This window comes from Thermostichus sp. MS-CIW-38, from assembly GCF_054058415.1.
In genome coordinates this window covers 108,466-123,928 of record NZ_JBSSAH010000002.1, presented here as the reverse complement: position 1 = coordinate 123,928, position 15,463 = coordinate 108,466, and the positions used below count along the sequence as shown (strand labels likewise).

At 59.4% G+C, this 15,463-nt stretch carries 10 protein-coding genes; 6 read left to right on the top strand and 4 right to left on the bottom strand.

Annotated elements, in window-relative coordinates; genetic code table 11:
• The first annotated feature begins 51 nt into the window (after positions 1 to 51).
• The 3 genes from mfd (at position 52) to ACVWXZ_RS01405 (ending at position 5,364) form a co-directional block, all read left to right on the top strand.
• Complete coding sequence (gene mfd, locus ACVWXZ_RS01415; RefSeq protein WP_457403577.1) at positions 52 to 3,528, top strand: transcription-repair coupling factor; 3,477 nt, start codon at positions 52 to 54, stop codon at positions 3,526 to 3,528.
• Between the two features lie 109 nt (positions 3,529 to 3,637).
• Positions 3,638 to 4,585: an ABC transporter ATP-binding protein gene (locus ACVWXZ_RS01410; RefSeq protein ID WP_457403578.1), complete on the top strand. Its 948-nt coding sequence runs from the start codon at positions 3,638 to 3,640 to the stop codon at positions 4,583 to 4,585.
• Positions 4,582 to 5,364 (top strand): ABC transporter permease, encoded by a 783-nt coding sequence (locus ACVWXZ_RS01405; RefSeq protein WP_457403579.1) that lies wholly within the window; start codon positions 4,582 to 4,584, stop codon positions 5,362 to 5,364. The genes ACVWXZ_RS01410 and ACVWXZ_RS01405 overlap by 4 nt, the downstream gene beginning before the upstream one ends.
• An 18-nt stretch (positions 5,365 to 5,382) precedes the next feature.
• On the opposite strand, the gene ACVWXZ_RS01400 is transcribed toward ACVWXZ_RS01405, so the two are convergent.
• Positions 5,383 to 5,910, bottom strand: coding sequence for a TM2 domain-containing protein (locus ACVWXZ_RS01400; protein WP_414331507.1), 528 nt, complete (start codon positions 5,908 to 5,910; stop codon positions 5,383 to 5,385).
• 246 nt (positions 5,911 to 6,156) lie between these two features.
• Here ACVWXZ_RS01400 and ACVWXZ_RS01395 point away from each other — a divergent pair, with 246 nt between their 5' ends.
• Complete coding sequence (locus ACVWXZ_RS01395) at positions 6,157 to 6,432, top strand: hypothetical protein (RefSeq protein WP_041436392.1); 276 nt, start codon at positions 6,157 to 6,159, stop codon at positions 6,430 to 6,432.
• Between the two features lie 80 nt (positions 6,433 to 6,512).
• Entirely contained in the window at positions 6,513 to 7,487 is a 975-nt protein-coding gene (locus ACVWXZ_RS01390) for an ABC transporter permease (protein WP_457403580.1), read from the top strand.
• Positions 7,488 to 7,524: 37 nt separating this feature from the next.
• On the opposite strand, the gene ACVWXZ_RS01385 is transcribed toward ACVWXZ_RS01390, so the two are convergent.
• The 3 genes from ACVWXZ_RS01385 to ACVWXZ_RS01375 all read right to left on the bottom strand — a co-directional run bounded on the left by ACVWXZ_RS01385 (position 7,525) and on the right by ACVWXZ_RS01375 (position 12,244).
• The gene (locus ACVWXZ_RS01385) at positions 7,525 to 7,950 is read right to left on the bottom strand and encodes a MarR family winged helix-turn-helix transcriptional regulator (protein ID WP_011432828.1); all 426 of its coding nucleotides are present in this window, start codon (positions 7,948 to 7,950) and stop codon (positions 7,525 to 7,527) included.
• A 336-nt stretch (positions 7,951 to 8,286) separates the two neighbouring features.
• Positions 8,287 to 9,630, bottom strand: a complete 1,344-nt coding sequence (locus ACVWXZ_RS01380; protein ID WP_457403582.1) for an alkaline phosphatase — start codon at positions 9,628 to 9,630, stop codon at positions 8,287 to 8,289.
• Between the two features lie 247 nt (positions 9,631 to 9,877).
• Entirely contained in the window at positions 9,878 to 12,244 is a 2,367-nt protein-coding gene (locus ACVWXZ_RS01375) for a transglutaminase family protein (protein ID WP_457482045.1), read from the bottom strand.
• 236 nt (positions 12,245 to 12,480) lie between these two features.
• Here ACVWXZ_RS01375 and uvrA point away from each other — a divergent pair, with 236 nt between their 5' ends.
• A complete protein-coding gene (uvrA, locus tag ACVWXZ_RS01370) occupies positions 12,481 to 15,384 on the top strand; it encodes an excinuclease ABC subunit UvrA (RefSeq protein WP_457482044.1) in 2,904 nt (967 codons plus the stop codon).
• Positions 15,385 to 15,463: the final 79 nt, after the last annotated feature.

Below are 15,463 nucleotides of genomic sequence, written 5' to 3'. Positions count from 1 at the left end.
GAATTGGGATCCCTGCTTGTTGGGATCGCAGTTTGCAGTGTGGGGTGGAAGATGTCGTTTATTCCGCTGGTGCGCTTTCTGGCCCAATCTGGCTTGATGCAAGAGTTGGCCGCCCGGTTGAGATCACGGCGACAGGCAGATCTGCAGGGGGCAGGGCGGATTGCCAAGGGGTTGATCGCCTCGGCTTTGGCCCAGCAGGAGGGAAGATCCCTGCTGGTGGTCACCGCCACCTTGGAGGAGGCAGGCCGCTGGACGGCGCAACTGGAGGGCATGGGCTGGGAGACGGTGCAGCTCTACCCCACCTCCGAGGCTTCCCCTTACGAACCTTTTGACCTGGAACCGGAGCTGGTGTGGGGTCAGTTTCAGGTGCTGGCCGATGGTCTCCAGGGCAGGAAGGACATGGCCATTGTAGCCACGGAGCGGGCCCTCCAACCCCACCTTCCCCCTCCAGAGGTGTTGCGGGCCTTTTGCCTCAAGCTGGAACCCGGCCTGGAGATGTCGCCGCAGCAGTTGGGGCAGCAGTTGGCTCGTCTGGGCTATCGGCGGGTAAGCCTGGTGGAAAGCGAAGGGGAGTGGAGCCAGAGAGGCGATATTCTCGACGTTTTCCCGGTGGCCTGCGAATGGCCGGTGCGCCTAGAGTGGTTTGGCAACGAGCTGGAGCGACTGCGGGAGTTTGACCCAGTCAGCCAGCGCTCCCAAGATGGGATCCCCTACGTCTGGCTGACCCCCACTGGCTACGGACCCATCCTCTGGCCAGCTCTGCACGAAAAAGCCGATCAGCTCTCCCAGGGCCTACGGCAGCAGTTGGAGCAGTCGCCGTCTCCTCCGGAGGGCTTGCGCCGTTTTCTCGGCCTGCTCTACACCCCTCCCGCCAATCTGCTCAGCTATCTGGATCCCGAGGCTTTGATCCTGATCGACGAGCCGGAGCAGTGCCAAGCCCACAGCCGGCAGTGGCTAAGCCACGCCCAGGAGCAGTGGCAGCTGGCCCGGGCCAGCGAGCCAGCTCTGGTGCCTTTCCACCGCCCCTTTGATCTCAAGGCTCCCGACTGGGATCCCTTCCCCTGCCTGTTGGCCCGCACCTTTGCCCCTGCTGGCGAAGCCGAAGCTGCCCTTGACCTAAAAAGCCGGCCTGTGCCTACTGCTCCCCACCAATTTGGATCCCTGGCCAAAACCCTGCGCGAGTACCGCAAGCAGCAGTTGCAGGTGTGGATCCTCTCTGCTCAGCCCTCCCGCACCGTAGCTCTGCTGCAGGAACACGACTGCCCCGCCCAGTACGTGCCCAATCCCAAAGACTTCCCGGCCATCGAGCGCCAGCTGCAGTCCTACACCCCGGTGGCCCTCAAGTATTCCGGCCTGGCCGAGCTGGAGGGGGTTCTCCTGCCCACCTTGGGGTGGGTGGTGCTCACCGACCGCGAGTTTTTCGGCCAGCACAGCCTGGCCACCCCTACTTATGTGCGCAAGCGCCGCCAGGCCAGCTCTCGCCAGGTGGATCCCAACCTGCTCAAGCCAGGGGATTTTGTCGTTCACAAGGCCCATGGCATTGGCCAGTTTCTGCGCTTAGAAAGCCTCACCATTGGGGGCGAAACCCGCGAGTACCTGGTTATTCAATACAGCGATGGCCTGTTGCGGGTGGCTGCCGACCAGGTCAACTCCCTTTCCCGCTACCGCGCCAGCGGGGATGGACCACCTGCCCTGCACAAGATGTCCGGCAGCACCTGGGAAAAGACCAAACAGAAGGTGAAAAAGAGCCTGCGAAAAGTGGCCTTTGACCTGCTGCAGCTCTATGCCAAACGCGCCGAACAGGAGGGCTATGCCTTCCCGCCCGATTCTCCTTGGCAACAGGAGCTGGAAGATTCTTTCCCCTATCCCCTGACGCCGGATCAACTCCGAGCTGTCCAGGAGATCAAGCGGGATATGGAATCTCCACGCCCTATGGATCGGCTGCTGTGTGGGGACGTGGGCTTTGGCAAAACAGAGGTGGCAATCCGTGCCATTTTCAAAGCCGTAACCGCCGGCAAGCAAGTAGCTCTCCTGGCGCCAACCACCATTCTTACCCAGCAGCACTACCACACCCTCAAAGAGCGCTTTGCTCCCTATCCTATTCAAGTGGGCTTGCTCAACCGCTTCCGCACCTCGGAGGAGAAAAAAGAAATCCTATCCCGTCTCAAGAGTGGCGAACTGGATGTTGTGGTGGGCACCCACCAGCTTTTGGGCAAGGATGTGCAATTTCGGGATTTAGGCCTTTTGGTTATTGACGAAGAGCAGCGCTTTGGCGTCAACCAAAAAGAGAAAATCAAACTTCTCAAAACCCAGGTGGATGTACTCACCCTCACCGCCACCCCTATTCCCCGCACTCTGTATATGGCCTTGTCGGGTTTGCGGGAAATGAGCTTGATCCAAACTCCGCCTCCTTCCCGCCGGCCTATCAAAACTCACCTTTCTCCCTACAACCCCGAAGTCATCCGCACGGCTATCCGCCAAGAGTTGGATCGCGGCGGTCAAGTCTTCTATGTCGTCAACCGCATTGAAGGCATCGAAGAAACCAGTGCCAAATTGCGGGAGTGGGTGCCCGGTGCTCGCATTGCCATTGCCCACGGGCAGATGCCGGAAGGGGAGCTAGAGGCAACGATGCTGGCTTTTAACAATGGGGAAATCGATATCCTGGTCTGCACGACGATTATCGAATCCGGTTTGGATATTCCCCGCGTCAACACCATTTTGATTGAAAATGCTCAGGAGTTTGGATTGGCTCAGCTATACCAGCTGCGGGGGCGGGTGGGCCGGGCTGGGATCCAAGCCCATGCTTGGCTGTTTTACCGAGAAGACGGGATCCTCACCGAGGAGGCCCGCAAACGCCTACAGGCCATTCAGGAATTTACCCAACTGGGATCCGGCTATCAGTTGGCAATGCGGGATATGGAAATTCGTGGCATTGGCAACCTGCTGGGAACGGAACAATCCGGGCAAGTCAATGCAGTGGGCTTCGATCTTTACCTGGAGATGCTGCAAGAGGCTATTCGAGAAATTCGCGGCCAGGAGATCCCACAGGTGGAGGACACGCAAATCGACCTGAATGTTACCGCTATGATCCCGCAAAGCTATATTCCCGACGAAGATCAAAAGATGCAGGCTTATCGACAACTGGCCGCTGCTGGCTCTCGGGTCGAGCTGTTGCAAATTGCCCAGGAATGGCAAGACCGCTTTGGCCCCCTGCCCAAGCCTACCCAGGAGCTGCTGCGGGTGATGGAGCTGAAGATCCTGGCCCGCACGCTGGGCTTTTCCCGCATTAGGCCAGCCAAGGAGCATGTCCTTTTGGAAACCCCCATGGAGGAGCCGGCTTGGAATCGCCTGAAAGAGGCTCTGCCCACTCACCTGCAGCCTCGCTTTGTCTACCAACCGGGCAAGGTGACGGTGCGAGGGCTGGGGATGGTACCGGCAGCGCAGCAACTGGAGAGCCTTTTGCAGTGGCTGGACAAGATGAGCCTGGCCCTGAGCCGGATGGAGGCTGGGATCCCAATGACCCCCTAGATCTTGCCGGATCCCTCTCGAGGCGGGCCCATGCTCTGGTGTGAGAGAGTGGAATGGCCGGCCCTCCTCTCTTCAGCGCTCCTTTTTGCATCGGCTTCGCGTTTGCATCGTGTTCGCGTCATGTAAAGTTCTAGAAGCCCACCACCTGCAGAAGACCTACCGGCAGGGGAGCAAGGAGGTGCGGGCGGTGGTGGATGTATCCCTGACGATGGCGGCAGGGGAGATCCTGGCTTTTTTGGGGCCCAACGGGGCCGGCAAGACCACCACCATTAAGATGATTGCCGGCCTGATCCAACCCGACGCGGGCACAGTGTGCGTTCTCGGACGGGATCCCCACAGGGATCCTGGCACATTGGCCCAAGTAGGGGCGGTGCTGGAAGGCAACCGCAACCTCTACTGGCGGATGACCCCCCTACAGAACCTGGAGTACTTCGGTGTGCTGCGGGGGCTATCCCCCAGAACCGCTCGGCAACGGGGGCTAGAGCTCCTGGAGACCTTTGGCCTGTGGGAAAAGCGGGATGTTGCCGTGCAAACCCTTTCGCGGGGCATGCAGCAGAAGGTGGCCATTGCCGTCGCCCTCCTGCATCAACCGGCCCTGTTGCTGCTGGATGAGCCCACCCTGGGGTTGGATGTGGAATCGGCGCAAGCGGTGAAATCCCTGATCCGCCAAATTGCCGCTTCGGGTCGAGCCATCTTGCTCACCACCCATCAACTGGATATTGCGGAAGCGCTCTCGGATCAGGTAGCCGTTATTCGACAAGGGGTGATCATCGCCCAAGCCCCCACGGGAGAGTTGATCCGGCACTTTGCCGGCGCCGTCGGTACTTACCGGATCGAGCTGGAACAGGGGCTGGATCCCTGGAGGGTTGAACAACTGGCCCGCCAAGGGGTGGAGATTCTCGGATCCCATCGGGTGCGGTTCAGCGGCCCGCCAGAGATGCTCTATCAGGTGCTGGAGATCTTGAAGCCTTTGCCCTTGCTCAGCCTCAAACGAGAGGAAGCCGATCTCACCCATATTTTCCTCGAGTTGTTGAAAAGGGGAGAGGGGCAAGGATGATGCCGGTGATACACCTGTTTTGGGCTGAACTAAAGCGGGCCTGGATCCAGTACATTCGCTATCCGGCGGAGGCCCTGGGCGGGATCCTGATCACCACGTTCTTCTTCTATGCCCTCTTTGCCGGCGCCCAATATGTGGCAGGGCCTGCCTCCCAATTTGGCGAACGGTTGGATGCGGTCGTGATTGGCTATGTGCTCTGGACGCTGGTCATTTTTGTGGTCAACGATATTGCCCTTAACCTGCAGGTGGAAGCCCAGACGGGGACGCTAGAGCAGGTGCTGCTTTCGCCCTTTTCCGCGGCCACCCTGTTTCTGGCACGGGCTTGTGCCAGCTTGGTGTTGCGCTTTTCCATTGTCGTCGTCATTCTGGGCGTCATCTTATTGCTGACGGGCAGCCGGTTGCGGTTTCCCCCTGCTCTGGTGTTGCCTTTGGTGAGCGTGGTGCTGGGGGCCTACGGCTTCTCGTTTTTGCTGGGATCCGCTGCTCTAATTTGGAAGCGAATTCAGCAGCTTTTGATCATCAGCCAATTCGGCCTGCTTTTCCTGTTGGCTGCTCCCACGGAAGAATGGCCGGGATCCCTGAAGGGGCTGGGGCAGATGCTACCCATGACAGCGGGGGCGGGGCTGCTGCGAGACGTGATGGTGCGGGAGGCGGGCTTGGATCCCGTGCGCTTGGCCATGGCTCTAGCCAGCGGCGTTTTCTACTTCGGCCTGGGCTTGCTGACCTTTCGCCGGGCAATGCGGCTAGCCAAACGTCAAGGGATCCTGGGATCCCAGTAGAGGTCTGCAGGAGGGCATCTAGAGCGAACGTTGGTCGGGGGAGCGGTGCAGCAGGTGAGGGAAGTGGTATTCTACCGCTCCAGTGACCGGGTTGTTTTCGGGGAAAGCCATGCTCCGCCGGCTCAGCTCTTGCAGCGCCTTTTCAATTTCGTCAAAGTCGGCAGGTAAGTCGATAGCTATCTCCGCAAGAGTGAGGATCCCTTGCCGCTGTTGGGCTAGCCGCAGGATCTCCCGCATCAGAGCTTGACCTTTCAAGGGCTGAGAAGGCGCTGAAACGGCCTTTGCAGGCGTTGGGGAAGGCTGGGATCCCTGTAGAACTGCCAGTTTGAAGTTGTGATTTTCCACCATGCCTGGGATCAAAAACAGGTCAATTAACTGGCCAAAGCCCAGCAGGCCAAAGGTGAACAGCCAGAGGATGCCTGTTCCAGTCTTGCCCAGGTAGAAGCGATGGACGCCACAGATCCCGAATATGCCCAACGCCCAGAGGATATAGGCAGTACCGACAGACTTGGGTTCAGCGGGGGGCAGCAGGTAGCGAGAACTCATGGAGATTTGACGAGATAACTCCGAGCGGGTACTTCCAGTTTGTCATCTTCTGGCCTGGACGGGCAGAAGAGAACCGGCGTGATCTCTGCAAGCAAGCTGGGATCCCTTCTACGCTCTTGTCTGAGGGAGGGCAGCCTCAACGGGAAAACAACCGGAATAATGAGATCCAAGTCCCCCAGGCTCAAAGAACTCCGTCTCCCGCTCACGCAAGCAGTGGACATGCCTATAGAAGGCAAGGGAAAGTCGATGTTTGAGCCAATTTTAATCGGGTTGAGCGCTGTGCTCTGGGGCCTCCTCTGGGGCTACGCTACACTGCTGGTTGTGCTGGTGAACTTTAAGGAGCAAGGATCGGTTTACGCCTACCCTATGCAGGCGGTGCTGGATCGCTTTGTCGAATCCTTGGGGCTGGGCTGGCTTAAGGATCTGCATGCCCTGCAACTGAGGCCGCTGCGCCGGATCAGCTATGCTCTGTTTGGTGCCGTCACCCTAGGGGTGGCTTTCATGCTCTGGGTGTTGGGGTGAGGCGATGACCAGATCGACAGGCGCATTCCCGCAGCAACTGCAAATGCGTTAACCCAACCCGAGTTCTCGACAGGCTCATAATGACCGCTGCCCAACTGGTTGCTATTCTCTCCACTGCCATTGCCACCGCCACACCGTTGGTCTTTGCCTGCATAGGGGAAACCATTACCGAGCGGGCAGGGGTGATCAACCTCTCCGCAGAGGGGACGATCATGCTGGCCGCCATGGTTGGGTTCGCCGTGGCCAAGCTGACGGGAAGCTTGGTATTGGGCTTTTTGGCTGCCGCCGCGGTGGGAGCGCTGTTTGCTGGGATCGTGGCCTTTGGCTCGCTGACCCTGAAGGGATCCCAAATTGCCATTGGTTTCGTCTTGACCCTATTGGGGGCGGATTTGTCTTCCTTTTTGGGCAATCCGTTCGTGCGGATCCCAGGGCCAACGGTGCCCAGCCTGCCCATCCCCTTCCTGAGAGAGGTGCCGCTGCTGGGGCCACTCCTGTTCCAAGGGGATCTGTTGCTGTACGCCAGCTACGCGCTCATCGGGGGAACTTGGTTCTTTTTGTATCGCACTCAGCCTGGCCTGATGTTGCGGGCCATGGGAGAACAGCCGGCAGCAGCCTTTGCCCGCGGCACCGATGTCATTTTCTGGCGCTATGTTTACACCCTTGTGGGGGGATCCCTATTGGGCTTGGCGGGGGCTGCCTTTTCTCTGGATTTCAAGGCCGGCTGGAGCCACCGACATACAGCAGGGTATGGCTGGATTGCCTTGGCCATCGTCATCTTCGGCGGCTGGAACCCCTTGCGGGTAGCTCTGGGGGCCTACCTGTTCGGCATTTTGCAGTCCTTTGCCGGAGTTGCCCAGACTACCATCCGCGCCGTGCCCACCCAAGTTTTTACGGTGGCTCCCTTTGTGTTGATGATTTTGGTGTTGGTGCTCACTTCTGGGGAATGGTGGGAGTACGGCTTGCGCGGGATCCCACCTCGGCTGCGGCGCTGGATCCAGCAGGCGGTGAAGGCCACTCCGCCGGCAGCTCTGGGGCAGCCGTTTGAACCGGGCTAGAGGGGATCCCTCCTCAGCAAGGGGGAATCTGAAAGCGCTAGAAAATAGCCTGCAGTTTTTTAAGGCAAGCCTGGATCTGCGCCATCTCCGAGGGATCCAGCTTTTGGAAGCGCTCTTTCAAGTAGGCGACGTGGGCCGGGAAAATTTCCTCAAACAGTTTTTCCCCCGCTTCTGTCAGCACGACCTTAAAGCAGCGTCGGTTTTCCGGGGGCACTTCCCGGCGCACCAGCCCTTTTTGTTCCAGGCGATCCACAATGCCGGTCAGTGTCCCTTTGGTCACCAGCGTTTTTTGGGCCAAGACATTCATGGTCATCCCAGGGGTATTGCCAAGGGTAACCAACACATCGAATTGGGGGGCCGTCAGCCCCATTTGCCGAATGTGAACCCCGGCGTAATTTTCAAAAGCTTGGTAGGCCCGCGCCAGATCCCGCAACAGCCCCAAAAAAGGCTCACGGGCCGCCAATACCGTCCCCCTCAGCGGAACAGAGTCCTCAGGCTTGAGAACCTCGTCGCTTTGGAGAAGGGGGGATGGAGAGGAGTCAGCGGGAGTGGGCATGGTTGAAGATCGCAGTTCGCGTTGGTGGAACAAACTCAAACCCAAAGGACAGTCTCGGCTCCATGATAGCCCACTGTAGTACAGTTCTAACGCAAAATGAACTACGTCTATCTGCTTTGCTGAGCTAGCCCCTTCGCCGTTATGTGGTTCTCATAAAAAAAGGGGATCCACTGGATGGATCCCCCGTGACGGACAGAGCTTGTGGGGCAAACACCCGCCCAAGGCAGGTGACCACAGCAGACACTAGGGCTTCAGCTCGCTGGGGATGCGCTCCCCGAAGAGCACGAAGTAGAGAATGCGGTAGATGTCTGTGTTCAGGATTCCAGTGACCGGCACTAGCTCTCGAGCGTTCAAGCCCGCAGCGCGAGCGATGACTCCACTGCCGACGTCATCTCCGGTAGCCCAAGCCACGGCAAAGGGAAAGCGCTTGCCATTTTTGTCGGGAGCGGAAATGAACGGCTTTGTGCCCGTGCCGTCCACCCCGTCAAGGGGAGCGCCGCTTTCGTCAGTGGGCGGCAGAGGATTATCGGCAGACTCGACATCCACCAGCTGCATGCCACCGGCATTGCTGTCGCTGGTGGTAATCATGAAGGTCTTGGGATTCTTCTCGATAAAGTTGAGAATCACCCCGATGGCATCGTCGGCCCGCTTCATGGCCTCCAGGCAGCCAGAGGCATTGAGGTTGTTGCACATGTTATCAGTGCCCTCTTCTTCGATGACGGCGAAGAAGCCCTTAGGATTGCGGGAGATCCGCGCCAGGGCAAATTCGGTCATCTCGGCAATGGTGGGGGCGCTGGCGATGTAGTTGGGCAAGTTTTCTTTCCGCAACTCTTCTTCAGGCTTGTCGTAGAAGGTGTCCTCGACGTTGAACACCCCCAAAACCTTGGAGACATCTGCCGGCAGCTTGAGCAGCTCGTCGCGGGTGTAGACAACGGCGTACCCCTTTTTCTTGGCCTCCTCAATCAGGTTGCGGCCATCCTTGCGCTTCCCTTTGCCAAAGCGGCCCTGGACACCTTCCGGCAGCAGCCATTCCTCGCCAGCGCCGAGGATGATGTCTACCCCTGACTCCACCACCTGCAGGGTAATCTCCTCATAGTCGCTGCGCTTGGCAGCTTTGGCAACGAAGGCAGCCGTCCCCGGCTCAATGATGGATCCCGTTTGCACCAGAGCCGTACCCAAGCCTGCCGCCACGGCATCTTCCATGATCGTGTTCAGGGTGCCGTTGGCAGAGGGGTACTCTTTGCCGTCCGGATCCAACCCAAAGCTCTTGGCGTGGACACGAGTTCCTGTGGCATGGGTCACCGCTCCGGCGTTGGAAGTTCCCCCAAGCTGGTCGAAAAGGTGCCCGCGATAGGGGGCAATCACGGGGAGACGATCCCAGTTCAGAAAGCCATCGGGGCCGTAGTGGAGAATGCGCGTAATGTCCCAGTGGGAAGCTGAGGTTCCATCTGGGTGAAAGAAGATTGCACCGTTGCCGGTTGGCTTAGGCGCCGCTTGAGCCACACTAGAGGAAAAAACTGACGAGGACAGCAGACACAAAGTTGCAGCCAAAGCCGCCCTCAAAGAATAGCTACGCATAGCTAACACGCCCTTGCTCGTTCGAAGCTGAACGTTGAAAAAAGTAACACAGCTTCAGATGAGTTTGCAAGGGCATAGCAACGCAGCAGCGCGAAACGTGCCTGAAGCGAGTGCGCCACTGAGCGACTTCCCCGTCTGACAGTGCAGCTTACGGGGTCTATAACTAACGTTAACTATCTCTTAACTGTCTCATAACTGTCAAGGCTTCTCGCAGGGCTTTTGGGGTACCTGCTCCAGGGCATAGCCGTCCTTCTGGTCAGGCGGCTCTTCTGGGGGTTTTGGCCAGTGGCTGCCATGCTCGTCTGAGCTGTTTGAATTGCTGTTGCCAGCGCTGCAATTCGCCCGCCTCCAACGGGATCCCACCGAAGCGCACCTCCAGGTAGCGCTCCAAGAACTGGATGGCCACCTGGGCTTGTGGTAAGTCGGAGTGGCGCAAGTGTTCCAGGCAGGCCTCAGGGCCTAGGTGGGCTGGGATCCCCACTGCTGTCGAAGCCTCCCGCAGTTGCAGGTACAGCTTTGAGATCGCCTGTCGCCGGTGCTGGGATCTGGGCAGAGCTGCCGGACTCCAGCGCATCCCAGCAAAGGCCAGACTCGGTAGCAAGAGGCCAACCATCCAGGTGGGCCAGGGGGGCGGAGGCTGCCACAGGGATCCCAGCAAAACCCCATTGCCGGCAGTGGCCAACAGAATCCACCCCCCATCCTGCCAGCGCAAAGCCCGATAGCGGCGGCGGCGACCCCAATAGGCCATGGATCCGGTGATCAAAACCACCCCCAACACCGGCAGGCCATTCTGCTGCAACGTTTGCCCCAAGGCAACCAGGCTGCGACGGAAGCCAGCACCGACATCCTCTCGATCCGGAGAGGCGGCTACAGCGCTGGCCATCTCCTGAATCTGCCGCCAGATCTGCTGCTGGGTGGATAGGTCGTACTGGATGACGTACTTGAACCAGCGAAAGCGCAAGCTGTCGTAGAAATCTTGAAGGGGATCCCACCAGGTTTCCCGCCGGCTGACATTGGCCTCTGCCGGTGTGGCATCGAAAATGATCCACCCGTAGGAGCCAAAGGGGATCTCTGTCCAGGAATGGGCGTCGGCATTGCGCACTGCCAGATACCGTTCCTGCGCCACCCAGCGCCCGCCCAAAAAGCCATTCACCATTCGGGCCGGGATGCCAATGCTGCGGGCCAGCACCGTCAGGGCTGTGGCGAAATATTCGCAGTGGCCCCGCCGATGGGTGAACAGAAAGGCGTCCAAAGGCGGCTCAGAGCCGGGATCCGGCAGATCGGTGGTGTAGGCATAGTTCTCCAGCAGGTAATTCTGCAAGGCGGTCATCTTGCTGAAAACGTCAGGGATCCCAGCGGTGATCTGCTCCGCCAAAGCCGGAACGCGCGGATCCAAATCTTGCGGTAGTTGCAGATAGGCTTCCCGTTGAACCGCATCGAGGGCATTGAGCAGCTCCGCGTGGCCTAGCCGGCGCAAGCGCGGGCTTAACTCCCTTGGGATCCGGCTCCGGGCGCGGTAAAGATGGGGCACCTGCCGAGGCAGAGAATGGCCAACATCTCCGGTCTCGCTCAGGATGAGGCGGCGATTCTGCCGTTGCCAAGCTTGTTGCACCGTCGCCGCTCCCCCCCGCTCCAGCCATTCCATCTCCACCAGCGGGGCCACCCCAAAAACGGTGTTGGTGACCAGCGGCTCCAGATAGATAAGCTGCTCCAAGGGGAGAAGCAGCAGGTCGGGAGCAGTGGGGATCAAGCTGGAGGCAGAGAGATCAAATACCCCTGCTGCGTTGGGGAAAATGGGGATGAAGCGGTCTAGCGTTCGCGACCAGGCCCGTCCATCGTAGCGATCGAAGCTGATCCCGCGCCAGTAGAGGGACTCCACACGGGGCGGCACCCCTGCCGGAAATTCCACCCGCATGACAACGGTGTTATCGGTTTTGAGGGTGCCGAATGCTCCCAGGCTGACTTCCTCGGCAAAGCCAGTGGTCATCACCGGCGAGCGGGCCTGGCGACCCAGAATTCCTAAACTGACCCGCGGGAACAAGAAAAACAAAGCCACGGACAGGATCACCGCCAGCAAAGCCAGGGATCCGAGAAAGCCCAAAAAGTTGAGGTTGATGCCACGGGTTTGGCTGGCTGCCTGCGGGTGCTGCTCTGCTTGCAGGCGCAGGTGGTAAAGGGTGAGGTTGATTAGCCCTACCCCCACGTACAGCAAAAACAGCAGCCCAAAGCTGATGTCTTCGTTGAACAGGGTGGCAATGGCCATCAGCAGCAGAGACAGCACCGCCAACTGGATGTGATCGGCTGCCCGTTCCCGCTGAAACAGCTTGGCCCCCGTTAGGTAAAGCACCAAGCCAATGGCCCCATCGGAAAAGGGAAGGATCCCAAAGATAACCAAAGCCAGCAGGCTAAGCAACACCGCCACCGTCAGGGGCATCCACAGGGGGGCATAGCGGGCAAAAGCAATCCTTGGCGGCTCCCAAAACCAACTGCAGGCCCCTGCGGCCAAGCAAACGGCAATGACCGGTGGCGACAGAGCCTGATCCCCCAGACAAAGGGCCGTGAAGGCGATCCCCACCAACAGGTAAACAAACACCTTTTGAACGGATGGCAGTGTCCAGGTCATGGCCCTTGGGGGTCGATTTGAACGGATGGCAGTGTCCAGGTCATGGCCCTTGGGGGTCGATCTTTTCCAGCATAGCCAAGTCTTTTTTGCTACCGATTTGTCGTCCCCTGGTCGGCTGGGATCCCCTTCTGGACAAAGCGAAGGGCATTAGAATCGTTAGCTAAGAATCGTTAAGATTTTGTTACTCGCCGGTCTCGACGGGATACCTGTGACACGCTGCGCGAAAAGGTGGTGAGATGTCCAGCCAAAACGAAATTCACGTGGTGGGGGCGCGGCAGCACAACCTCAAGAATGTCGAGCTGCGGATCCCGCGGGATCGCCTGGTGGTGTTCACCGGCGTCTCCGGATCGGGCAAGTCCTCCTTGGCTTTCGACACCATCTTTGCCGAGGGACAGCGGCGCTATGTGGAATCCCTCAGTGCCTATGCGCGACAGTTTTTGGGGCAACTGGACAAGCCGGATGTGGATCGCATCGAAGGGCTGAGTCCGGCCATCTCCATCGATCAAAAGTCCACCAGCCACAACCCCCGTTCCACCGTCGGCACCGTTACCGAAATCTACGACTACCTGCGGCTTCTGTATGGGCGAGCTGGGATCCCTCACTGTCCCCATTGCAACCGGGTGATCGCCCCGCAGACGGTGGATCAGATTGTGGATCAGATCATGGCCCTGCCGGATCGGACGCGGTTTCAGTTGCTCTCGCCGGTGGTGAAGGGGAAAAAGGGCACCCATGCCAACTTGTTGCAAAGCCTACGACAGCAGGGGTTTGTGCGGGTGCGCGTCGATGGCCAGGTGCGGGATCTGAGCGAGGAGATCGAGTTAGCCAAAAACAAAACCCACACCCTTGAGGTTGTGGTGGATCGGCTGGTCAAGAGCCCCGACATAGCGGAGCGACTGGCCGATTCTCTAGCAACCTGCCTGCGCCAGTCGGGAGGAATTGCGGTGGTGGAGCTGCTGCCGCGGGAAGAGGAGCGAGAACAGCTGCTGCAAAAAGTGGCCGAGTCGGCGGGGCAATACCTGAACGGCAAGCCGACAGAGCTGATCTTTTCCGAGCAATTTGCCTGCCCGGAGCACGGTTCGGTGATGAGCGAGCTGTCGCCGCGCTTATTTTCCTTCAACTCGCCCATCGGCGCCTGCCCGGTTTGTCACGGGCTGGGCTTTGAGCCGATCTTCGACCCCGACCGGGTGGTGCCCGATCCGAAGCTGCCCCTCTACGCTGCCATCGCGCCTTGGTCGGAGCGGGAGAACCCCTACTATCTGGCTTTGTTGGCGGGAGCTGCCAAGGCTTTTGGCTTCGACCTCAGCACCCGCTGGTGCGATCTCACCCCCCAACAACAGCAGATCCTCCTCTACGGCGCCGACCAGGAGGTCTACATCGCCGAGGTAGAATCTCAGTACCGAGGCCGGGGGTACTATCGCCGCTATGAGGGGGTGATTCCCCAATTGCAGCGGCACTACCAGGAAACCACTTCCGAAATCTATCGGCAAAAGCTGGAAGCCTACCTCACCTACCGTCCCTGTTCCGCCTGTGGGGGATCCCGTCTCAAGCCGGAAGCTCTGGCCGTGCGCATCGGCGGCTACCGCATTACCGATCTCACCGAGATCTCCATCCGCGACTGCCTGCACCGCCTGGAGCAGTTGAAACTTACCCCGCGACAAGTGCAGATCGGCGAGCTGGTGCTGCGGGAGATCAAAACCCGGCTGCAGTTTTTGGTGGATGTGGGCCTGGACTACCTAACGCTGGCCCGCCCGGCCATGACCCTCTCCGGGGGCGAGGCGCAGCGGATCCGGCTGGCCAGCCAGATGGGCTCCGGCTTGACGGGGGTGCTCTACGTGTTGGACGAACCCTCGATTGGCCTCCACCAGCGGGACAACGAGCGCCTGTTGCAAACCCTGTTTCGCCTGCGAGATCTGGGCAACACCCTGATCGTGGTGGAACACGACGAAGAAACCATCCGTGCCGCCGACCACATCGTCGATATCGGCCCTGGGGCCGGCATCCACGGGGGGGAAGTGGTGGCCCAGGGATCCCTGGCGGACATCATGGCCTGCGAGCGCTCCATCACCGGAGCTTATCTTTCGGGGCGGCTGCGGATCCCTACCCCTGCGCAGCGGCGGGCTGGGAAAGCGGTTGCCCTCAAGCTCACCAATGCCCACAAAAACAACCTCAAGCACATTGATGTAGAGATCCCCCTGGGCAAGTTGGTCTGTGTTACAGGCGTCTCCGGCTCCGGCAAATCCACCTTGGTCAACGAATTGCTCTACCCTGCCCTGCAGCACCATCTTGGACACAAGGTGCCCCAACCCGCGGAGATGGGAGAACTTGAGGGCATCGAACACATCGACAAGGTGATCGTCATCGACCAATCTCCCATTGGCCGTACCCCCCGCTCCAACCCTGCCACCTACACGGGTTTGTTTGATCCCATCCGCCAAACCTTTGCCCAAACCTTGGATGCCAAGGCCAGAGGCTACCCATCCGGCCACTTTTCCTTCAATGTCAAGGGGGGGCGCTGTGAAGCCTGCAAAGGGCAGGGGGTGAACGTGATTGAAATGAACTTTCTGCCCGATGTGTACGTCACCTGTGAAGTCTGTGGGGGCAGCCGCTACAGCCGCGAAACCCTGCAGATCAAGTACAAAGGCAAGAACATCGCCGAAGTCCTGGATATGACGGTGGGGGAGGCGCTGGAGTTTTTCGCTGCCCTGCCTCCTGCCGCCAAGATCCTGCAGACCTTGGCCGATGTGGGCCTCGATTACATCAAGCTGGGCCAGCCAGCTCCTACCCTCTCCGGTGGGGAAGCGCAACGGGTCAAGCTGGCCGCAGAACTGGCCCGCCGCTCCACCGGCAAAACCCTCTATCTGCTGGATGAGCCCTCCACCGGCTTGTCTTTTTACGATGTCCACAAGCTCTTGAACGTCCTGCAACGGCTGGTGGATACAGGCAACACCGTGCTGGTGATCGAGCATAACCTGGACATTCTCCGCTGTGCTGATTGGATTATTGACTTGGGGCCAGAAGGCGGCGACCGCGGCGGCCAGATCATCGCCGTTGGCACTCCAGAACAGGTGGCTGAGCAGCCCGGATCCCATACAGGGCGATATTTGAAGCAGGTTTTGCAACAACATCCCCCAGGTCGCTGAGCAACTCAGCCTGCTCCAGGGAGAAAGTTGACCGAAAGCGGCCCAAAGTGCTCCGCACCGCGAACGGTTGGCCTGAGTC